The 22,107-nt window shown below is 65.3% G+C and carries 14 protein-coding genes; 4 read left to right on the top strand and 10 right to left on the bottom strand.

What is annotated here, in order from left to right:
• Window positions 1–52: 52 nt before the first annotated feature.
• From EII42_RS04870 to rplJ, 5 genes are all read right to left on the bottom strand, one after another.
• Window positions 53–1,375: an ABC transporter substrate-binding protein gene (locus tag EII42_RS04870; protein ID WP_125170984.1), complete on the bottom strand. Its 1,323-nt coding sequence runs from the start codon at window positions 1,373–1,375 to the stop codon at window positions 53–55.
• Window positions 1,376–1,588: 213 nt separating this feature from the next.
• A complete protein-coding gene (gene rpoC / locus EII42_RS04865) occupies window positions 1,589–5,533 on the bottom strand; it encodes a DNA-directed RNA polymerase subunit beta' (protein ID WP_125170983.1) in 3,945 nt (1,314 codons plus the stop codon).
• 68 nt (window positions 5,534–5,601) lie between these two features.
• On the bottom strand, window positions 5,602–9,075 hold the full coding sequence (rpoB, locus tag EII42_RS04860) for a DNA-directed RNA polymerase subunit beta (protein ID WP_125170982.1): 3,474 nt from the start codon (window positions 9,073–9,075) through the stop codon (window positions 5,602–5,604).
• A gap of 278 nt (window positions 9,076–9,353) precedes the next feature.
• The gene (gene rplL / locus EII42_RS04855) at window positions 9,354–9,749 is read right to left on the bottom strand and encodes a 50S ribosomal protein L7/L12 (protein WP_125170981.1); all 396 of its coding nucleotides are present in this window, start codon (window positions 9,747–9,749) and stop codon (window positions 9,354–9,356) included.
• Between the two features lie 48 nt (window positions 9,750–9,797).
• The gene (gene rplJ, locus EII42_RS04850) at window positions 9,798–10,412 is read right to left on the bottom strand and encodes a 50S ribosomal protein L10 (protein ID WP_125170980.1); all 615 of its coding nucleotides are present in this window, start codon (window positions 10,410–10,412) and stop codon (window positions 9,798–9,800) included.
• A 437-nt stretch (window positions 10,413–10,849) separates the two neighbouring features.
• On the opposite strand from rplJ, the gene trpB reads away from it, so the two are divergent.
• From trpB to EII42_RS04830, 4 genes are all read left to right on the top strand, one after another.
• Window positions 10,850–12,043: a tryptophan synthase subunit beta gene (gene trpB / locus EII42_RS04845; RefSeq protein ID WP_125170979.1), complete on the top strand. Its 1,194-nt coding sequence runs from the start codon at window positions 10,850–10,852 to the stop codon at window positions 12,041–12,043.
• A gap of 122 nt (window positions 12,044–12,165) precedes the next feature.
• Window positions 12,166–13,050: an ABC transporter substrate-binding protein gene (locus tag EII42_RS04840; RefSeq protein ID WP_125170978.1), complete on the top strand. Its 885-nt coding sequence runs from the start codon at window positions 12,166–12,168 to the stop codon at window positions 13,048–13,050.
• A 3-nt stretch (window positions 13,051–13,053) separates the two neighbouring features.
• On the top strand, window positions 13,054–13,995 hold the full coding sequence (locus EII42_RS04835; RefSeq protein ID WP_125170977.1) for an amino acid ABC transporter permease: 942 nt from the start codon (window positions 13,054–13,056) through the stop codon (window positions 13,993–13,995).
• Window positions 13,992–14,756 carry an amino acid ABC transporter ATP-binding protein gene (locus tag EII42_RS04830; RefSeq protein ID WP_125170976.1) on the top strand — a complete coding sequence of 255 codons (765 nt, stop codon included), beginning with the start codon at window positions 13,992–13,994 and terminating at the stop codon, window positions 14,754–14,756. The genes EII42_RS04835 and EII42_RS04830 overlap by 4 nt, the downstream gene beginning before the upstream one ends.
• 36 nt (window positions 14,757–14,792) lie before the next feature.
• Here the strand turns inward: EII42_RS04830 and EII42_RS04825 are convergent, their stop codons facing one another.
• The 5 genes from EII42_RS04825 to nusG all read right to left on the bottom strand — a co-directional run bounded on the left by EII42_RS04825 (window position 14,793) and on the right by nusG (window position 22,107).
• Window positions 14,793–16,271 (bottom strand): carboxyl transferase domain-containing protein, encoded by a 1,479-nt coding sequence (locus EII42_RS04825; RefSeq protein WP_125170975.1) that lies wholly within the window; start codon window positions 16,269–16,271, stop codon window positions 14,793–14,795.
• Between the two features lie 180 nt (window positions 16,272–16,451).
• Complete coding sequence (pulA, locus tag EII42_RS04820; protein ID WP_233558279.1) at window positions 16,452–19,826, bottom strand: pullulanase-type alpha-1,6-glucosidase; 3,375 nt, start codon at window positions 19,824–19,826, stop codon at window positions 16,452–16,454.
• 175 nt (window positions 19,827–20,001) lie between these two features.
• A complete protein-coding gene (rplA, locus tag EII42_RS04815; RefSeq protein ID WP_125170974.1) occupies window positions 20,002–20,700 on the bottom strand; it encodes a 50S ribosomal protein L1 in 699 nt (232 codons plus the stop codon).
• 91 nt (window positions 20,701–20,791) lie between these two features.
• Window positions 20,792–21,223 carry a 50S ribosomal protein L11 gene (gene rplK / locus EII42_RS04810; RefSeq protein WP_125170973.1) on the bottom strand — a complete coding sequence of 144 codons (432 nt, stop codon included), beginning with the start codon at window positions 21,221–21,223 and terminating at the stop codon, window positions 20,792–20,794.
• Between the two features lie 59 nt (window positions 21,224–21,282).
• Window positions 21,283–22,107, bottom strand: coding sequence for a transcription termination/antitermination protein NusG (nusG, locus tag EII42_RS04805; protein ID WP_125170972.1), 825 nt, complete (start codon window positions 22,105–22,107; stop codon window positions 21,283–21,285).

Here is a 22,107-nt window from a genome sequence, read left to right as displayed (position 1 = left end):
CAGCGACGAGAGTGCGGCCACCTGACGGTGACCGCACTCTCCGTCAGCACAATCAGCGCTTCGACTCCGCTGCCTTCACGAGAGCATCGTGGAAGGCAGCCGTGTCCTTGTCCGTCCAGAACTTGGACACCGCACTGGAGATATCCGCGCTCCACGCCATCTGCGCCGCGGCGCCGTGCGCGATGGACGAAGCAATCTTGTCGTTCTTGAACGACTTCATAGCCGACTGCTGGTAAGCCGGGAAGTTGTCGGGGGCGACATCGGTGCGGGCCGGGATCGACCCCTTGGCCATGTTGAAAGCTTCCTGGCCCTTAGCGGAGCCGACGGTGCGCAGCCAGTCCTTGGCGCCCGCGGGGTTCTTGGCGCCCTTCGGCAGAGTGAAGGAGTCGGCTAGGAACAGGAAGGTACCGTCCGTGCCCGGAGTCGGGAAGTAGATGTAGTCGGTGCCGTCGGCCTTGCCTGCCTGCGTGAACTGCGCGACCGCCCAGTCACCCATCACGTTGTAGGCGGCCTTGCCGTCGATCACCATGTCAGTTGCCTGTGGCCAGTCGTCCGCTCCGCCGCTGTTGGCGAAGCTGAGCAGCTTCGCGTACTTCTCGATGGCGCTCTTCACCTTGTCGGACTTCCAGTCCCCGTCGGTGAACAGCTTGTTGTAGTCGTCGGTGCCTACTTCCGCGAGCAGGATCGACTCGAACAGGTGGAGCTGGGTCCAGGGGGCGGTGCCCACCGAGAGAGGCGTCTCCACGCCCGCAGCCTTCAGCTTCTCCATGTCGGCCAGCCAGGCATCGATGCTGGCGGGTGCTTCCTTACCAAGCCCGGCCTTCGCGAGCACCTCGGGGTTGGCCCACACGACGTTGGAGCGATGCACGTTAGATGGGACGGAATAGATGTTGCCGTCGACGGTGAGCAGACCCAGAAGGCTCTCCGGGAAAACCTTCGAACCACCCAGCTCGTCGATCACGTCGTTCACCGGCTCCAACTGGTTGGCCACGATGTAATCGAACAGCTCGGCGCCCGCGTGGCCCTGGAAGGAATCCGGCGGGTTGTTGTTCTCCAGGTCCGCGGCCAGCTTGGCCTTAGCGTTGGAACCTGCGCCGCCGGCGACCGCAAGGTTGACGAACTTGTCATTCGGGAACTGCTTCGCGAACTCCCCGGTGAGCGCTTCCAGGCCCAGCTTCTCGGAACCCTCAGCCCACCAGGTGAACACACCGACGTCGCCGCCCGAGCCCGACCCCTGCTGCTGGGAACCGTCCATCGCCTTCGTCTCCTGGGCCGCGGGGCTCTTATCCGCCGAGGAACCACCGGTTCCTCCCGAGCAACCCGCGAGCGCCAATACGCTCGCCACGCCTACTGCTACAAGCGTCTTGAAACGCATGCTTTGCCTCCTTCAGATGTTCGTCCGCTTCCTCGCGAACTCCGCGTCGTCGCGGATGCACTAAGAATAATGGCGCTTCGGCCCCTCGGCGTGACAGGGTCAGCTAAGGATTTGTGGGGATAACGGCCAAATTGCTCAACGAAACTGCACAGCTGAGACACAAAACGCGGGGCACGGGGTGAAACCCCGTGCCCCGTTCACTCATGATCCCGCTCAGCGCAACTCGTCGAAATCGATGTCGTCGAGCGGCACCGCCGCCCCCGCACCGTCGCCGCCGAACGAATAGTCGAACGGATCGTAGCTGACCGAGTATGCGGAGGCGCGGGCCTCGTCGGTGGGTTCTACCCGGATGTTGCGGTAACGGCCGAGACCGGTGCCGGCAGGAATCAGCTTTCCAAGGATCACGTTTTCCTTGAGTCCCTGCAACGAATCCCGCTTACCCTGGATCGCGGCGTCGGTGAGCACCTTGGTCGTCTCCTGGAACGAGGCGGCGGACAGCCACGAATCGGTGGCCAACGACGCCTTAGTGATGCCCATCAGCACCGGGCGGCCCTCAGCAGGGCGACCGCCCTCGGTGACGGCCTTGCGGTTCTCAACCTCGTACACCTGGCGATCCACCAACTCGCCCGGCATCATCGCGGTGTCGCCCGACTCAATGACGGTCACGCGCCGCAGCATCTGCCGGATGATGATCTCGATGTGCTTGTCGTGGATGGGGGCACCCTGTGTGCGGTATACCCGCTGCACTTCCTCCACCAGGTGCTCCTGCACCTTGCGCAGACCGCGGATGCGCAGCACGTCGTGCGGATCCACTTGGCCAGAGGTGAGCTGCTGGCCGATCTCGACGCGCACGCCGTCCGCGATGCGAACCCGCTTGCCGTTAGCATCCTCAAACTCAAGACGGGTCCGACGGGCGATCGGATACTCAAGATCCTCGCCGCCATCGTCACGCACGATGATGAGCTTCCGATCGTCCTCGTCGATCCGGATGGTACCCGACGCCTCAGCGATCGGGGCCTTGCCCTTCGGCTGACGCGCTTCGAACAATTCTTGGACACGCGGCAGACCCTGCGTGATGTCGTCGCCAGCCACGCCACCGGTGTGGAAGGTACGCATCGTCAGCTGGGTTCCGGGCTCGCCAATGGACTGGGCCGCCACGATGCCCACTGCCTCGCCAACATCAACGGTCTTCCCGGAGGCCAGCGAGCGACCATAGCACATCGCGCACGTTCCGGTGGCTGCTTCGCAGGTGAGTACGGAACGCACCTTCACTTCTGTGACGCCTGCATCGATCAGTCGCTTGATCTCGACATCGCCCAGATCGGTGCCCGCACTGACCAGCACCTCGCCGTCCACGTTCACCGCGTCCACCGCCAGCGAACGCGCATAGACCGCAGTCTCCACGTCGGGGTTCATCTCGACCGTGGCACCCTCCTCGAAGGGCCTAGCCGGAACGACGCCCGGTTTCCCGGACTCGTCCATGCCGGGCTTGGTCCAGAAAGCAATCTTCTTGACCAGTCCCCGCTCCGTGGCGCAATCTTCCTCCCGGATGATGACGTCCTGGCTGACGTCCACCAGGCGGCGGGTCAAATAGCCCGAATCGGCGGTGCGCAGAGCGGTGTCGGCCTGCCCCTTGCGACCACCGTGAGTCGAGATGAAGTACTCCAGCACGCTGAGGCCCTCGCGGAAGTTCGACTTGATCGGACGCGCGATGATCTCGCCCTTCGGGTTGGCCACGAGGCCACGCATCGCCGCGATCTGCCGCATCTGCGTCATGTTTCCTCGCGCCCCCGAGTCGACCATCATGAAGATGGGGTTGGTGCGAGTGAAGTTCTTCTTCATCGCCTCGGTGAGTTCGGCCGTCGCGTCGGTCCAGATACCGATCAGCTCCTGACGACGCTCATCCTCGGTCACCGTGCCGCGCTCGTACTGCTTGTCGATCTTCTCCGCGCGCAGCTCGTAGCCAGCCAGAATGTCGGCCTTATTAGCCGGCGTCTGGACGTCATGGATCGAGACGGTGACGCCGGAACGAGAGCCCCAGTAGAAGCCCAGATCCTTGAGGGCGTCGAGGGTGACCACGGCGATCGAGGCCGAGTAGCGCTCCGCCAGGTCGTTGACGATCCGTCCGATACCGCGCTTGCCAACGTGCTCGTTGACGTAGGGGAAGCCCTCCGGCAGCACCTCGTTGAACAAGGCCCGGCCGAGTGTCGTGTCGAGCACGATCGAGCCGTCCGCGCGTACCTTGTCCTCAGCGCCGGTCGGCGGCACGATACCGGTGAGCCGCAGCTTGATCGGCGCGCCGATGGCGAGCTTGCCGGCGTCGAAGGCCATGATCGCCTCAGCCAACGACGAGAACGCGCGCCCGGCGCCCAACGTATCGGTCCGCTCCATGGTGAGCCAGTAGACGCCGATGATCATCTCGTGGCTGGGCACGGTCACCGGGCGGCCGTCGGCGGGTTTCAGGATGTTGTTGGTGGACAGCATCAGGATGCGCGCCTCGGCCTGCGCCTCCGCCGACAGCGGCAGGTGCACGGCCATCTGGTCGCCGTCGAAGTCGGCGTTGAAGGCGGCGCACACCAGCGGGTGGAGTTGGATGGCCTTGCCCTCAATCAGCTGCGGCTCGAAGGCCTGGATGCCCAGGCGGTGCAGGGTTGGTGCACGGTTCAGCAGCACCGGATGCTCGGCGATGACCTCCTCCAGCACATCCCACACGACGGGGCGCTGGCGCTCGACCATACGCTTGGCCGCCTTGATGTTCTGGGCGTGGTTGAGGTCGTCGAGCCGCTTCATCACGAACGGCTTGAACAGCTCCAAGGCCATCGCCTTCGGCAGACCGCACTGGTGCAGCTTGAGCTGCGGACCGACCACGATGACCGAACGGCCCGAGTAGTCGACACGCTTGCCCAACAGGTTCTGCCGGAAGCGGCCCTGCTTGCCCTTGAGCATGTCCGAGATGGACTTCAGCGGGCGGTTGCCCGGGCCCGTGACAGGACGACCGCGGCGGCCGTTGTCGAACAGCGAATCAACGGCCTCCTGGAGCATCCGCTTCTCGTTGTTCACGATGATCTCGGGGGCCCCGAGGTCAAGCAGTCGCTTCAGGCGGTTGTTGCGGTTGATGACTCGACGGTAGAGATCGTTGAGGTCAGAGGTCGCAAAGCGGCCACCGTCGAGCTGCACCATCGGGCGCAGATCCGGCGGGATGACCGGAACGCAGTCCAGCACCATAGAGCTAGGCTGGTGCTGACCTGCCAGGAAGGCCCCGACTACCTTCAGGCGCTTGAGAGCGCGGGTCTTACGCTGCCCCTTGGCGGTGGCAATGGTGTCGCGCAGCACCTGCTCCTCGGCCTTCAGGTCGAACGATTGCAAGCGTCGCTGCACGGCCTCCGCGCCCATGTAACCCTCGAAGTAGCGACCGAAGCGCTTCTTCATCTCCCGGTAGAGGGTCTCATCGCCCTCCAGATCCTGAACCTTCAGGGTCTTGAAGCGCTGCCACACCTCGTCGATGCGGTCCAGTTGGCGCTGGGCGCGCTTGCGGATCTGCTCCGTCTCCTTCTCCCCGAGCTCGCGTACCTTGCGGATCGCGCTCGCCTCTGCTCCCTCGTTCTCCAGCTGGGCCAGGTCTTCCTCCAGCTTGCGCAGCCGGGCCTCGATCTCGGCGTCTCGACGCTGGGCGACTTGCTTGGTTTCCACCTCCACCTTGGCCTGCAGCGACGACAGGTCGCGATGCCGCGCGTCCTCGTCGACCTTGGTGATCATGTGTGCCGCGAAGTAGATAACCTTCTCCAGGTCCTTCGGCGCGATGTCGAGCAGGTAGCCGAGACGGCTCGGCACGCCCTTGAAATACCAGATGTGGGTCACGGGGGCAGCCAGCTCGATGTGTCCCATCCGCTCGCGACGAACGTTGGAGCGAGTGACCTCGACACCACAGCGCTCACAGATGATGCCTTTGAAACGGACCCGCTTGTACTTGCCGCAGAAGCACTCCCAGTCCCGGGTCGGGCCAAAAATCTTCTCGCAGAAGAGGCCGTCACGCTCCGGCTTGAGCGTGCGATAGTTGATGGTCTCCGGCTTCTTCACCTCGCCGTGCGACCACTCGCGGATCTGGTCCGCGGAGGCCAGACCGATTCGCAGTTCGTCGTAGAAGTTGACGTCCAGCACGTGTTCTTCTCTTTCCCCTACCTGTGTAGGTGATGTCGTCTGAGTTTGTTTCGTTTGGTGAAGTGAACTCAGACTTCGCCAACGTCCATGAAGTTGTCGCTGCCGGGGCGGCGACCCAGGTCGATGCCGAAGTCCTCGGAGTGACGGATGTCATCCTCAGATTCGCGCAGGTCGATGATCTTGCCGTCGCCGGAAAGCACCTCGACGTTCAAGCACAACGACTTCATTTCCTTCACGAGAACCTTGAAGGACTCGGGGATGCCGGGCTCGGGGATGTTCTCCCCCTTGACGATGGCCTCGTAGACCTTTACGCGGCCCGGAACATCGTCGGATTTGATGGTGAGCAACTCCTGCAGGGCCCATGCCGCGCCGTAGGCCTCCAGCGCCCACACCTCCATCTCACCGAAGCGCTGGCCGCCGAACTGCGCCTTACCACCGAGCGGCTGCTGGGTGATCATCGAGTACGGGCCGGTCGACCGAGCGTGGATCTTGTCGTCGACGAGGTGGTGCAGCTTGAGCATATACATGTAGCCCACACCGATCTTCTCCGGGTAGGGCTCGCCCGAGCGGCCGTCGAACAGCCGCGCCTTGCCGGTGCCGTCGATGAGGCGCACGCCGTCGCGGGTGGTGAGCGAGTGCTCCAACAGGCCAGTGATTTCGCGCTCCTCCGCGCCGTCGAACACCGGGGTGGCCACGCGCGAGCCGGACTCGACCCGCCCCAGACCCACCTCGCGCAGGCGCTCCGCCCACTCCTCGGCGACATCGGACACGTCCCAGCCGGTCTTCGCGATCCAGCCGAGGTGGTTCTCCAGCACCTGGCCGACGTTCATCCGCGACGGGACGCCCAGCGGGTTGAGCACGATGTCCACCGGGGTACCGTCCTCCAGGAACGGCATGTCCTCCACGGGCAGGATCTTAGAGATGACGCCCTTGTTGCCGTGGCGGCCCGCGAGCTTGTCGCCGTCGGAGATCTTACGCTTCTGCGCGACGTGCACGCGCACCAACTGATTGATGCCGGGCGGCAGCTCGTCGCCGTCCTCGCTGTTGAACACCCGAACACCGATCACAGTGCCCTGCTCGCCGTGCGGCACCTTCAGCGACGTGTCGCGCACCTCGCGGGCCTTCTCACCGAAGATGGCGCGCAGCAGGCGCTCCTCAGGGGTGAGCTCCGTCTCGCCCTTCGGCGTGACCTTGCCCACCAGGATGTCTCCGGCAGAGACCTCGGCACCAATGCGGATGATGCCGCGCTCGTCGAGGTCGGAGAGCATTTCCTCGGAGACGTTCGGGATGTCCCGAGTGATCTCCTCGGCGCCCAGCTTGGTGTCCCGGGCATCGATCTCGTACTCCTCGATATGAATGGAGGTGAGCACGTCGTCTTGCACGATGCGCTGCGAGAGGATGATCGCGTCCTCGTAGTTGAGGCCTTCCCACGGCATGAAGGCCACGAGAAGATTCTTGCCGAGCGCCAGCTCGCCGCGGTCGGTGCACGGGCCGTCTGCAATCGGGGTGCCCACCTCGACGCGGTCACCCGGCTTCACCAGCGGGCGCTGATTGATGCAGGTGCCTGCGTTGGACCGGACGAACTTCTCCAGCCGGTAGGCCGAGTAGGTGCCGTCGTCGTTCATGACATCGATGATGTCTGCGGTCACGCTGGTAACAGCGCCCGGTTTCTTGGCCAGGGTCACGTCGCCGACGTCCACCGCCGCACGGTACTCCATGCCGGTGCCGACGAACGGGGACTCGTTGCGAATCAGCGGCACGGCTTGGCGCTGCATGTTAGCGCCCATGAGCGCACGCGAGGCGTCGTCGTGCTCCAGGAAGGGAATCAGCGCAGTCGCGATGGACACCATCTGGCGCGGCGACACGTCCATGTACTCAACCTCGGCACGCGGCACCTGGTCAACGTCGCCCGATTTGAGGCGGACCATGACTCGCTCGTCCACCAGGCGGCCCTCGGCATCGACGGCGGCGTTGGCCTGCGCGATCGCGTAACGATCCTCCTCGTCGGCGCTCAGGTAGTCGATCTGATCGGTCAGCTTGCCATCGACGACCTTGCGGTACGGGGTCTCGATGAAGCCGAAGGCGTTGACGCGCGCGAAGGAGGCGAGCGATCCGATGAGGCCGATGTTGGGGCCTTCAGGGGTCTCGATCGGGCACATCCGGCCGTAGTGCGACGGGTGCACGTCGCGAACCTCCATGCCGGCGCGGTCGCGGGAGAGGCCGCCGGGGCCGAGCGCGGAGAGACGACGCTTGTGGGTCAAGCCCGCCAGCGGATTGTTCTGGTCCATGAACTGGCTGAGCTGCGAGGTTCCGAAGAACTCCTTCAGCGCGGCCGTCACTGGGCGGATGTTGATGAGGGTCTGCGGCGTGATGGCCTCGATGTCCTGGGTGGTCATGCGGTCGCGCACGACGCGCTCCATGCGCCCGAGTCCGGTGCGCAGCTGATTCTGAATCAGCTCACCGACGGTGCGGAGCCTCCGATTGCCGAAGTGGTCGATGTCGTCGGCTTCAACCGGGACGCCTCCGACCTCTTCCCGATGCTCGTGCAGCGCGCACACGTACTTGATGGCGGCGATGATGTCGTCCATCGTCAGCGTCTGCTGGTCGAAGGGCAGCTGCAAGCCGAGCTTCTTGTTCACCTTGTAGCGGCCGACCTTGGCCAGATCGTAACGCTTGGGGTTGAAGTAGTAATTCTCCAGCAGCTGCTGCGCGGCGTCGCGCGACGGCGGCTCACCCGGACGCAGCTTGCGGTAGATGTCGAGCAGAGCCTCATCCTGCGTCCTGACCGAATCCTTCTCCAGCGTCATGCGGACTGACTCGAACTCGCCCAGTTCGTCGAGGATGCGTTCCTCGCTCCAGCCGAGCGCCTTGAGCAGCACGGTAACGTTCTGCTTGCGCTTGCGGTCCAGCCGCATGGACACGAGGTCGCGCTTGTCGATCTCGAACTCTAGCCAGGCACCGCGCGACGGGATGATCTTGGTCGAGTAGATGTCTTTGTCAGAAGTCTTGTCCGGCAACTGCTCGAAGTAGACGCCAGGCGATCGCACAAGCTGCGAGACGACGACACGCTCCGTGCCGTTGATGATGAAGGTGCCCTTGTCAGTCATCAACGGGAAATCGCCGATGAACACGGTCTGGGACTTGATCTCCCCCGTGTCATTGTTGATGAACTCCGCGGTGACGAATAGCGGGGCCGCGTAGGTGACGTCGCGATCCTTGCACTCCTCCACGCTATACTTCGGCGCTTCAAAGCGGTGATCCCTGAACGACAGGGACATGGTCTCGTTGAAGTCTTCGATCGGCGAGATCTCCTCGAAGATCTCCTCCAGACCGGAGCGCGTGTTGACGTCGGTGCGGCCGGCCGCAAGACGCTCCTCCACGGACTGCTGCCAGGCTTCGCTACCGATCAACCAGTTGTAGGAATCGATCTGCAGATCGAGAAGGTTAGGGACCTCCAGAGGCTCAGAAATCTTCGCGAACGAGATTCGACCACTGGGCGAGACGACATTGGTGTTGTTCAACGCAGAGCGCGAGGTGGCCAAGATTCGGTCCTTCCAAGAACGCTTGGGGCGGTTTTCTGCATGACGAAGGCCCCGCGTCAAATACGGGTACTAAGGCACACAGGGGCAAGAAATCACTATAGGGCAAAGCCCCAAGCGCTCGCAACCCCGCGAGATGGGCGACCACGGCGTCGCACAACAACTGTAGCCGACGATCGGCGCGACTCACGACGACGCGAGCCGCCATCGATCAGGAAAAAGCCGAGGCGACCGCCCTCAACGGGACGGCCGCCTCAACAAAGCGCCTAGCGGCGCTGGGGTCACTTGAGTTCGACGGTGGCGCCGGCAGCTTCGAGGGCTTCCTTCGCCTTGGTCGCGGTCTCCTTGTCAACCTGCTCAAGGACAGGCTTCGGAGCGTTCTCGACGAGTTCCTTGGCCTCCTTCAGGCCCAGCGAGGTGAGCGAGCGGACTTCCTTGATGACGGCCAGCTTCTTGCCACCGTCGGAAGCAAGGATGACGTCGACCTTGCCGGAATCAGCGTCCTCTTCATCGGCAGCAGCCTCGCCAGCAGCCGGAGCGGCCACGGCAGCGACGGCAACCGGAGCGGCAGCAGTGACGTCGAAGGTCTCTTCGAACAGCTTCACGAAGTCAGACAGCTCGATCAGGGTCATTTCCTTGAAAGCGTCAAGGAGCTCTTCGTTGGTGAGCTTCGCCATGGTTGGCGTTCCTTTCAGTTAGGTCGCAGCAGCGTCAGCTGCAACGGATCATTCCGCAGCTTCTGCTGCTTCGGTTGCCGCTTCCGCGGCGGGGGTCTCAGTGGCCTCAGCGGCGGGCTGGGAGCCAGCACCACCGATAACTTCGGGATTCTCCTTCGCCTTGCCTTCCAGCGCACCCATGACGCGGGCGAGCTTGGCGGCGGGTGCAGCGAAGGCGAATGCAGCCTTGGACAGGTTCGCCTTGAGCGCTCCTGCCATCTTCGACAGCAGAACCTCGCGAGATTCGAGGTCAGCCAGTTTCAGCACGGCCTTGGCGTCGAGGAACTTGCCATCCATGACGCCGCCCTTGATGGCCAGAGACGGATTGTCCTTTGCGAAGTTCTTCAGACCCTTGGTCACCGTGGCCACGTCGCCCGAGATGAAGGCGATGGCAGTGGGGCCGGTGAGGGTCTCTTCGAGACCTTCGATACCGGCTTCCTTAGCGGCGATCCGAGTCAGGGTGTTCTTCGCAACGGCATAGGTGGCGTCCCCACCGAAGGACCGACGCAGGGTCTGCAGGTCCTTGACGGTGAGACCGCGGTACTCGGTCAGCACAGCAGCGGCGGAGTTGTTGAACTGGGCAACAAGCTCCTCCACCTTGGCAACCTTGTCCGGCCTTGCCATTGGGTCTCCTTCCGGTTCATCACTGCCGGAGCTAGGGCTCCGACGCACCTCAGACCACGGAAACCAACAAAGCCCCGGCCGGCGGCGCGGGGCGGCGCTCAGCACACGGGCTGAGGGCTGTCACGGTCACCTGCGCGGGCACCTTTCGGCATTACGGATCGCTCCACCTGCGGTCTTCGGCTCCGGCAACGATACCTGTTTCCCTAGTCGATACCAAATCGACGCCGAGGCCGACCGCTCCGACCGAACGCCCAGCATTCGAACGCCTCTTGCGTATACCGGCCGCCGGTGCTTAGATACGAGGCATGACAGCACTCAACAACCGCGTCTGGTGGACCGCCCTCGGGCGGAACTGAGTGCTGCACTGACACACCCAAACCGCCCCATTAGAGGGCGGTTTTTTCGTCCTCTGGGCCCATACTCGCTAGGAGAAACCGATGTCCCTGCTCGACGCGCACGAAAACGGCCTGTTCGGCACCCACGGCGGCAGCCACCTGCCTCCCCACCTTGAAGGACCGATAGCCGATGTTGCGGCCGCCTACGAGGAAGCCCGCCAAGACCCCACTTTCCTGGCCGAGTACGAGGAGCTGTTGCGCAACTACGTCGGCCGGCCCTCGCTGCTCTATTATGCGAAAAACCTGTCGGAGCGCACGGGCGGCGCCAAGATCTATCTGAAACGTGAGGACCTGAACCACACGGGGGCACACAAGATCAACCACTGCCTCGGCGAGGCCCTGCTCGCGAAGCGCCTGGGCAAGAAGAAGCTGATCGCGGAGACCGGCGCCGGCCAGCACGGAGTTGCGCTAGCCACAGCCGCCGCTCTCATGGGGCTCGGCTGCGAGATCCACATGGGCGCGATCGACGTGACCAAGCAGCACCCGAACGTGCGCCGCATGCGCCTGCTGGGCGCGGAGGTCGTCGCTGTCGAGGCGGGCGGCAAGTCACTGAAGGAGGCGGTGGACTCCGCCTTTGCCACCTACGCCTCCAAGCCGGATGAGTACCTGTTCGGCATCGGCTCCGTCGTCGGCCCGCACCCGTACCCGACGATGGTGCGGGACTTCCAGAGCGTCGTCGGGCGCGAGGCACGCGCGCAGATCCTGGAGGCCGAGGGCAAGCTGCCCGTTGCAGCCATAGCTTGCGTGGGCGGCGGCTCGAATGCGATGGGCCTGTTCGCGGGCTTCGTTGACGACCCCGACGTGGCGCTGCTCGGCGTCGAGCCTGCGGGCGAGGGCCTGGACACCAACCGGCACGCCGCCACCATGACGCTCGGCACGCCGGGGATCCTCCACGGGATGCAGACGAAGGTGCTGCAAACGGCCGACGGCGAGCCGGCTCCGGTGCATTCCATCGCCTCCGGCCTCGACTATCCGGGTGTCGGCCCGGAGCACGTCTACCTGGAGGAGATCGGGCGAGCAAAGTACGTGTCGGTGACCGACGACGAGGCGCTGAGCGCGCTGCTCACCCTGTCCCGCGTCGAGGGGATCATCCCGGCCATCGAGAGCTCGCACGCGCTGGCTTATGCGCTGAAGTATGCGCCGACGCTGGGCCACGACGACGCCGTGATCGTGAACCTGTCGGGCCGGGGGGACAAGGACGTGGACCACGTCTCTGAGGCGCTTGGCCTTAGCTGAGCCTCGGCGGGGCCGCTCCACTCCGGGGCGGCCCTTTCTCAGGCCATGATTCATACATATTTCATTTTATGCATTAGTATTCCATCATAAGCTGCTCCGACCACCCAGATCCGAGGTTTCCCATGCGCAAGGTAATCGCCATCACCACCGCCGCACTGGCCCTGGCGGCCTGTTCCCCCACCGGCGGTGGCTCCTCCGCCACCGACCGCTCCTACGATGTCGCCAAAATCGAGAAGGTGGATGAGCTTGCAGCGCTCGTGCCCGCAAAGATTCGGGAGAAGGGCAAGCTGGTCGTCGGCTCCGCCATCGACTACGCACCCGCCGAGTTCCGTGCCGCAGACCTCCAAACCGCCATCGGCTACGACATCGACCTGGCAAAGGCAATCGGCCGCGTGCTCGACCTCCAAGTGGAGATCAGCCCCGCCGAGTTCGCCAGCCTCCTGCCCGGCATCGGCACCCGCTACGACGTCGGCATCTCATCGTTCAGCATCACCCCTGAGCGCATCGCAAGCTACAACATGATCTCCTACGTCCAGGTGGGCTCCTCCTTCGCAGTGAAGAAGGGGAACCCGAGCGGCTTCTCCTCCGACGACGTGTGCGGCAAGGCCATCGCCGTCCAGAACGGCACCTGGCAGCACGAGGACCTGGACAAGCGCAGCCAGGAATGCACTTCTCAGGGCAAGCCTGCTATTGAGGTGCTCGTCTACTCGTCGCAATCCGACGCCACCACCAACGTCGTGGGCGGCAAAGCGGCCGCCTTCTACGCCGACTCCACCGTCGCCGACTACGCCGCAACCCTCACCAACGGCCAGCTGGAAACCGCCGGCGGGGTGCTCGACTCCGCCCCGCAGGGCATCGTCGTCGCCCAAGACGACGCCGAGCTGACCGCGGCGCTCCAGCGGGCGACCCAGCACCTCATGACCACCGGAGTCTGGCGAGAGATCATGACCAGCTGGGGCACCGAGGCCGCGATCCTCAACACGGCCGAGCTCAACCCGCAGGGCTGATCCGTGCCGTCCCAACCCGAACTGATCCACGCCCGGCCCGTGCCCCGGCCGGGCACCTGGGTGGCGGCGACGATCGTCGCGCTCGCCAGCGCCGGGCTCGCCTACTCGCTAATCACCAACCCGAACTTCCGCTGGGATGTAGTAGCCCGCCACCTGCTCGACGCGCGCGTGCTGAGCGGGGTCGGCTGGACCCTGGTGCTGACCTTTGCCTCAATGGTCATAGGCATCGTGCTGGCGCTCACCAGCGCGATCATGCGCATGAGCACCAACCCTGTACTTCGCGGCGTCGCCACCGCCTACATCTGGTTTTTCCGTGGCACCCCGGTGTACACCCAGCTGATCTTCTGGGGGTTGTTCGCGGTGCTCTACCCGACGATCACCCTCGGCCTGCCCGGCATCCCGCTCGCCGAACTGGATACCCAGCACATCATGGACTCGTTCCTCCGCGCGGGCTTTCTGCCCGCGCTGCTCGGCCTCGGACTCAACGAGGGCGCGTACCTGGCGGAAATCGTGCGCTCCGGGCTGAACTCCATCGACCGCGGACAGTGGGAGGCTGCCACCGCGCTCGGCATGAAACGCTCGACGACGCTCAGGCGGATCATCATCCCGCAGGCGATGCGGGTGATCGTCCCGCCCACCGGCAACGAGACCATCTCGATGTTGAAAACGACGTCGCTGGTCACCGCAGTACCGTTCACGCTTGACCTGACGTTCGCTACACAAGTGATCGGCAACTCCCTGTTCCTGCCCGTGCCGCTGCTCATCGTCGCGGCCATCCACTACCTGGTGATCACGTCGCTGCTGATGATGGTGCAGGCCCGCATCGAGGCCCACTACGGCAAGGGATTCGATCCCGAACACCCCAAACGCCTCAGCCGCAAGCAGGCCTCCATGCTCAGCTCCGGCAGCGCCAAGGACGATCCCTTCCTGGATGTGACCCCATGATCGAGATACGACACGTACACAAGTTCTTCGGCGACACCCACGTGCTCAGGGGCGTGGACCTAGACGTTGCCCGCGGCGAGGTCTGCGTCCTGCTCGGGCCGTCGGGCTCAGGCAAGTCCACGCTGCTGCGCTGCATCAACGAACTGGAGCAGATCTCCGCCGGGCGGCTGCGCGTCGCGGGCGAGCTCATGGGCCTCACAGAGACCGAAGAGAGCGGGAAGACCGTGCTGCGCCGCCGCACCGACGCCGACATCGCCCGACAACGCTCCCGCATCGGCATGGTGTTCCAACGGTTCAACCTGTTCCCGCACATGACGGCGCTGCAAAACGTGATGGAGGCCCCCATCCAGGTGCGCGGCCTGGCCAAATCCGAGGCGCGAGCCCTGGCCATCGAACTGCTCGACCGGGTGGGACTCGCGGAGCGCATCGACCACTATCCCGGCCAGCTCTCCGGCGGGCAGCAGCAGCGCGTGGCAATCGCCCGGGCACTCGCCATGGAGCCGGAGTTGATGCTCTTCGACGAGCCCACCTCCGCCCTCGACCCGGAGCTGGTGGGCGAAGTGCTCACCGTGATGAAGGAGCTGGCAGCCAGCGGCATGACCATGGTGGTGGTGACCCACGAGATCGGCTTCGCCCGGGAGGTTGCGGATCAGGTGGTGTTCATGGCCGACGGGGAGATCGTCGAGTGCGGCACCCCTGCCGAGGTGATCGACAACCCCCGGCAGGAGCGCACCCGCGACTTCTTCGCCCGCGTGCTCTAAGCCGTCTCGGGAAAGCGCCGCCGGAGCAGGGCGACCCTAACCCCAGCCGAGGGTGCGGAACCGTACTCGTCTGGTGCCGAGCCGTTCCTCGTCGCTCAGCGCGCAGGCCGCGAGGATCTGATCGTGCAACGCGGCCGCTAGATTGCCGCAGAACTGCGCCACGTCGGCGGCCGGGTCGTCGGGCTCCGGCACGATCACGTCGACGATGCCCGCCGTTCGCAACGCCCGCGACCGAATGCCCTGCGCCTCGGCCAGCTGCTCGGCGTGGTCGACATCGCGGTGGACAATCGCCGACGCCCCCTCCGGCGGCAGCGGCGACAGCCAGGCGTGCTCGCTGCACACCACCCGATCCGCCGGGGTCAAGGCCAGCGCGATGCCGCCGGTGCCCTGGCCGAGCAGCAAGCTCACCGTGGGGGTTTCGAGGCTCAGCAGGTCCGCCAGCGTGCGCGCGATCTCGCTGGCCATGCCCCGCTCTTCCGCTTCCTTCGACAGCGCGGCGCCCGGAGTGTCGATGACGCTGACCAGCGGCAACTTCAGCTCCCTGGCCAACCGGATTCCGCGCCGCACCTCGCGCAGCGCGGCCGGGTCGAGCGGGCGTCCCTGATCGGCCCGGTCCTGGCCGACCACGACGCACGGGGTGTCCGCCCAGCGCGCGAGGGCGAGCACGCTGCCCGGGTGAGTTTCGCCGTCGCCTGTGCCGTTGAGCATTGTCACGTCGGTGGCCGCGTGCGCCAGCAGTTCGCGCAGACCCGGCCGGTCGTCGCGCCGCGTGCGCTGCACCGACTCCCAGGCGGGCGTGTCGCCGAGCGGCGGCCAGTCCCGCTCGCCGCTGCGCTCGCCGGAGGAGCGCGTGACGAGCACGTTCAGCAGCTTGTGGAGCGCCGCGCGCAGCTCGTCGGGGGGCAGCACCCGGTCAATGATGCCCAGCTCCGCCAGGTTGTCCGACTGCTGCACCCCGGGTGGGAAGGGCTGTCCGTAGAGCGCCTCATAGACCCGCGGCCCCAGGAAACCGACGAGCGCCCCCGGCTCCGCGAACGTCACGTGGCCCAACGAGCCCCAAGAGGCGAAGACCCCGCCCATGGTCGGGTTGCGCAGATAGACCAGATACGGCAGGTGGGCCTCCTTGTGCGCCAGCACCGCGGCGGTGATCTTCACCATCTGGAGGAAGGCCACCGTACCCTCCTGCATCCGGGTGCCACCGCCGACGGGGAGCGCGATGATGGGCAGCCTCTCCCCCGTCGCGCGCTCGATCGCGGCGGTCAGTCGTTCGCCCGCGGCCACGCCAATGCTGCCGCCTAGGAAGGTGGGGTCACCGCCGACGACGGCCACCCGCCGTCCGTTGATCGTGCACTCCCCCGCAGTGACCGATTCGTCGCGCCCCGTCTTGTGCCGGGCCATGCGCAGCGCCTCGGCGTAGCCGACGGTGGGCGGCGGGTCGTCGAGCGGCACGTCCCAGGACTGGTAGGAACCGGGATCGGCCAGACACTCCAGCAGGTAGTCGATTTTCAGCGACATGTCCTCCTCCTTGAGGTGCGCGGACGCTAGCTAGATCCTAGGTCCCGCGGCCGGGCTCCGCACCGTTTTCCGGGATTACCACCGAACCCCGCACCGGCACGGCCGCTCCGGGCCGGGCCGAGCCACGCTGCCCCGCGGGGTGCGACCCTCGGCGCCCGCCCGGTGGACCGGCCGGCTCGGTCAGCCCGGCTGGCCCGTGCGCGGCAGGCCGGGGCGGCCGGGCTTCGACGGCTTGGGCTCACTCGGCTTGGGCTCACTCGGCTTGACCGGTTGGGTCTCCCAGAACACCGCGACGGTACGCGCCGGCACGCGGGCCGTGGCGGTGGCCGCGTCCCAGCTGGCGCGCTTCGCGACGGGGTCGGCGCCCTGGGCCTGCACATCGTTCAGCACCAGTGGGGCACCTTCCAGCCCGGGCACGCGCTGCTCGATGTCCGCGCCCGAGGCGTTGAACACGGCGACGAGTTGCTTCAGCCTCGGGTCGGCGTCAGGACCCACGGAGTCGTCGACGCGCAGCACGATCACCTGGTTGGAGCCGTGCTCGGTACCGGAGACGGGGAAGGACAGCTTCTGCCGAATCAGGTCGGCGTCTCCCAACCTAAACAGCTTGGTCGTGGCCCGCAGCCGCAGCAGATCCTGCGCCATCGCCGACGCCTGGCTGATCTGCTCCGAGGACGGCTTGTTGGCGGGGTTGGCCAGCAGCGGGGCCATGAACGCCCACTTGTCCTTGTTCTTACCCGCCGGGGGCAGCCCGCGCCCGAACCCGTTGTCGGCCATCGTGAAGTCGAGCAGGTTGAACCAGTCCCCGGAGTTGTAGGAGTCCCGGTCGAGGCTCTTGCTGCGCAGCATGTCCGTGCCCGCGTGCCAGAACGACGCGGACTGGCTGAGCGTCGTCGTGGCCAGCGCCAGCGTGTTGAGCCGGATCCGCTCGCTCATCGGCAGATCCGTGGGCACTTTGAACGTGATCATGTCGAACAACGTCTCGTTGTCGTGCGCGTCCACGTAGTTCACGACCTCGTCGGGTTGGGCGGCATAGCCCGCAGGAGCGCCGTTGTAGTCGATCTTGCTGCCCGGCACCACCTCGCGGGTTTTCTGACTGCGCAGCTGGAAGTCGGCCAGGTTGCCGGCCAGACCAATCTGCACGAGGTCCAGGTCGTCGGCATTGTCGCCGGTGGTGGCAAAGCCTCGGTCGGTGCGCGGGTCCGCGTCGAACGGGCCGCCGCCGCGCACCCCGTCGCGCAACCGATCGTTGAAGGTGCCGATCGACGTGCCCGCCAGCTGCCCCTGCTTGGCCTGCTCGAATCGCGCGTTGCCGCCCACCTCGCCGAAGTCCCAACCCTCGCCGTAAAGGGTGATGGCCTTGCCATCCACGCCGTCTCGTTCCGGGGTCAGTTCATCGAGGGCCCGACGCACGGCGGCCATGTTCGTCGTCGAGTGATGCCCCATCAGGTCGAAGCGGAAACCGTCAACCCGGTAGTGTTTGGCCCACAGCACCACGGAGTCCACCATCAGCTTCTGCGCCATTGCGTTCTCGGTGGCGATGTTCTCGCAGCAGGTGGAGTTCTCGATCCCGCCGTCGGCGTTCAACCGGTGATAGTAGCCGGGCACGACCCGATCGAGCACCGAGCGCTCCCCCTGCCCGGACTGCGTCGTGTGGTTGTAGACCTGATCGAGCACGACTCGCAGGTTCAGGCTGTGCAGCGCGGCCACCATCTCGCGGAATTCGCGGGTCCGTTGCCCGCCGTCGGCCGCGGCCGCCGTCGAGGCGTAGGACCCCTCAGGCGTCATGTAGTGGAACGGGTCGTAGCCCCAGTTGAAGGCGTCCTTGTCGGCCACGTCGGCGATACACTTTTGCATCTCCGGGCTGTCGGGGGCGAACAACGCGGGATTGCACTCCGGCTTCAGCTGTTTCGACGGATCCTCCTCAATGGTGGCGATGTCGAACGTCGGCAGCAGGTGCACGGTGTTCAGCCCAGCCTCGGCGAGCCTGCGCAGGTGCTTACGTCCGTTGCCATCCACCCCGAACGCCTTGTAGGAGCCACGCAGCTCTTCCGGCACCGCCGGGTCGTTGACGGAGAAGTCCCGAACGTGCAACTCGTAGATCGTCTGATCGACGGGGCTCGCGAGCTTGGGCCCGACGCTCGACTCCCAGCCGGGCGGCCGCGTCGTCGGGCTGTTCAGATCCACCATCACCGAACGGCGCGAGTTCAGGGTGAGGCCCACCGAGTACGGGTCGGTGACCAGGTTCTTCTCGACGCGACCCGTGCTCGGCACGAAGACCTCCACCTCGTACAGGTAGTGCGCGCCGCTCCAGGAGGAGTCCCCCGTGGTGGACCAGATACCGGTCGCATCATCCCGAGACATGTTCAGCCTGGTGGGTTCCGAAGACTGGCCCCCCGGCCAGATGAGCATCGTGACGTTGCGGGCCGTGGGCGCCCAGAGCCGCGCGACAGGGCGGGCCAGGCTGACTCCCAGCTGGGCCTCCGCGGCCGGAGCGTAGAGCCGGTCGAGCAGCGGCGCGATCTGAATACCAGTGCCGTCCAGAAGCTTGCCGTCGGCCGCGTAGCGCCCAACCGCCACCTGGCCGGTGAGAAGTTGCTTGGCGCGCGCGGCGTCGACGGAGTCAACGCGCAGCGCAGCGTACCTGGCCAGGTGCGGGAATCGTCGCTTCATCTCGTCGGGCAGGCCCGCTTGGTCCAGCACTAGCGACACGGACTCCCCGCTCAACCCGGCGTCGCCGACCGTCATCCCCTCTGGGGCCCAGTGCAGGCGGAACGCGTCGGAGGCCACCTTCGCATCCACCGGCCAGGCGATCAGATCCGGAGCAAGCCAAATCGCCTTCGCGGCCCGGAGATCGGGAGCTACCCCGGGCTCCGAGGAGCTGACTACGATCTCGTGACTGCCGATGTTGTAACTGATCGCCACCTGGACACCCGCCCGAGGCACGGAGAACTTCACGTTCGCCCCTTCATTGCCGTAACTCTCCGCCCAGCTCAAACCGTGAGCCACCTTCATCTCGTAGTTACCCGCCGGCAATTCTGTGGAGGACCAGGTGTAGACACCGTCACGTTCCGGGTCGATCAGCCACGTTGCCATGCAACTCGGATCCCAGTCGGCGGCGCAACCCAGCTCGGACTGCATGGAGCCGGGGGCGGTGATGATCGGGCCCTCGGCGTCGCTGGTGACGTAGTGGCGGGCGTGCTCATAGTAAAAGGTGACTGGCTTGTCTGCGACCGTGTAGGTGATGTTGGCGCCGCCAGCTGCCCCGCCGGCCCCGTAGTTCTCGTCCCAGCTGCGGTTGATGGCTGCCTTGTATTCGTACTCGCCCGCGGGCAGGGCGAAGGTGCCCTTCCAGACGGAATCCGCGTCCAGCTTGAGCTGAGCATCAGCGCAACCGGGCTGCCAGTCGGCGTCGCAGCCCATCGCCTTATTGTGGCTTCCGGGCACCGACACCGCGTCCGGCTGGGCTGGTGGTTCGGCGCCAGCGGGTGCGCCAAACCCTCCGAGCAGTAGAACCACTCCCAGACAGACCGCAAACAACCGGCTGCTCTTACTCACGTGTACTCCCTCCCTCAGGTGGTGCGGCCACCACACTGTGACCGCTCCCCGATCCTAACAACCAAAGCGTTCATTGCTGGTAGCGGGGTGGGCTAGCGCATCGTCGCGGCTGGTCAGAGGTGTTTTGGGGAAAACAAATGGGGCGGACAGAACGTCCGCCCCATTTCGGCTCGACTCAATTGGCCGGCTTCTGGGCCTGGGTGTCCACCTGGACACTCGGGCTCATGGTGGCCGACACGGCGATCTTGCGCAGGTAGCGCCCCTTCGAGGAGGCTGGCTTCAGGCGCAGCACCTCGTCGAGAACCGCGAAGTAGTTGTCCACCAACTGCTGCTCGGTGAAGGAGGCCTTACCGATGATGAACTGCAGGTTGGCGTGCCGATCGACTCGGAACTCGATCTTGCCGCCCTTGATGTCTGCCACAGCCTTGCCGGTGTCCATCGTGACGGTACCCGTCTTGGGGTTCGGCATGAGGCCGCGGGGGCCGAGGACGCGTCCGAGACGGCCGACCTTGCCCATCATGTCGGGGGTGGCCACAACCGCGTCGAAGTCGAGATAGCCGCCGGCCACCTTCTCGATCAGCTCGTCGGTTCCCACCTCGTCGGCGCCGGCTGCCAGAGCGGCCTCAGCCTTCTCACCAGAAGCGAAGACGAGGACCCGTGCCGTCTTGCCAGTGCCGTGAGGAAGGTTGACCGTGCCGCGGACCATCTGGTCTGCCTTGCGGGGGTCTACGCCGAGACGCATCGCGACGTCGATGGACTCGTCGAACTTGGCCGACGCCATCTCCTTGATGAGGCGGATAGCCTCTTCGGGGGAATAGGCCTGGGCAGCGTCGCGCTTGGCGGCTGCGGCCTTGTATTCCTTGCCGTGCTTCATATCTGGTTCCTTCAGCTTGTGTGCCGGGTTCGTATCCCGGTCCGCCAGTTCTGGTGCGGGGCACGCCCTACCAGAGAGTTCATGGGGTGGATCAGTCGGCGACGGAAACGCCCATTTGGCGGGCGGTGCCTTCGACGATCTTCATCGCGGCCTCAACATCGTTGGCGTTGAGGTCGGGCAGCTTGGTTTCGGCGATCTCGCGAACCTGAGCCTTGGTGATCTTGCCGACCTTCTCCTTGAGCGGGCTGCCGGAGCCCTTGGAGATGCCCGCGGCCTTCTTGATCAACTCGGCAGCCGGCGGGGTCTTGGTGATAAACGTGAACGTGCGGTCCTCGTAGATGGTGATCTCGACGGGGATCACGTTGCCGCGCATGGCCTCCGTCTTGGCGTTGTAGGCCTTGACGAACTCCATCATGTTCACGCCGTGCGGACCGAGAGCGGTACCGACCGGCGGTGCAGGCGTGGCAGCGCCGGCCTGCAGGGCGATCTTGACGATCGCCGTTACCTTCTTCTTGGGAGGCATAGGGGTCCTTACCTGTGATGTTTGTTCGACGCCGAAGGATTTCGGCGCAACGCTCTATCCTAGACGACTTTGCTGACCTGGCGGAATTCGAGATCGACGGGGGTCTCCCGCCCGAGGATCTCCACCAGGGCACGAAGGCGGTTGGTGTTGGCGTTGATTTCGGTGATCGAGGCGTGAATGCCCGCGAAGGGGCCGTCGGTCACCATGACGGAGTCGCCGACCGCGAAGTCGACGACCTCGACCTTCTTCTTCAGCTTCGGCTGGGCACCCGCCAACTCGGCGTTGACCCGGGCCTTCACCGAAGGAGTAAGCATGTGGAGGACCTCGTCAATGGACAGCGGGACAGCCGTCTGGCCGTTGCCGACGAATCCGGTGACGGAGGGCGTGTGCCGGATGATGCCCCACGAGTCGTCGGTGAGCTCCATGCGCACCAGGACGTAGCCGGGCAGGACGCTGCGGGTGACGGTCTTGCGGGCGTTGTTGCGCACCTCGACCACCTCTTCGGTGGGCACGATGGCCTCGAAGATATAGTCCTCCATCTCGAAGGACTGGACACGCGCCTCAATGTTCTGCTTGACGCGGTTCTCCATGCCGGAATAGGTGTGGATCACGTACCACTCGCCCCACTTGCCCTCCAACTCTTCCCGGAGTTCGGCGAGCGCTTTAGCCAGGGCCTCGTCGGCGTCGGAGGAGCTTTCCTCCTCCTCTTCATCATCCTTGTCGTCGCCCCCCAAGCTGAGTGCGATGGCTTCCTCCACCGCCTCGTCGGAGAGGTCAGCGCCGAGGTCGATCTCAAGGTCGTCCACCTCGACATCGTCGGCGGCACCGAGCGCGTCGAGGTCGATCTCGAAGTCCAGATCGTCGTGTTCGTTGTTCTCAGTCAT

Origin of the sequence: Tessaracoccus sp. OH4464_COT-324, assembly GCF_003932855.1 — a bacterium.
Lineage (GTDB): Bacteria > Actinomycetota > Actinomycetes > Propionibacteriales > Propionibacteriaceae > Arachnia.
This window is presented reverse-complemented; position numbering and strand designations above follow the sequence as displayed.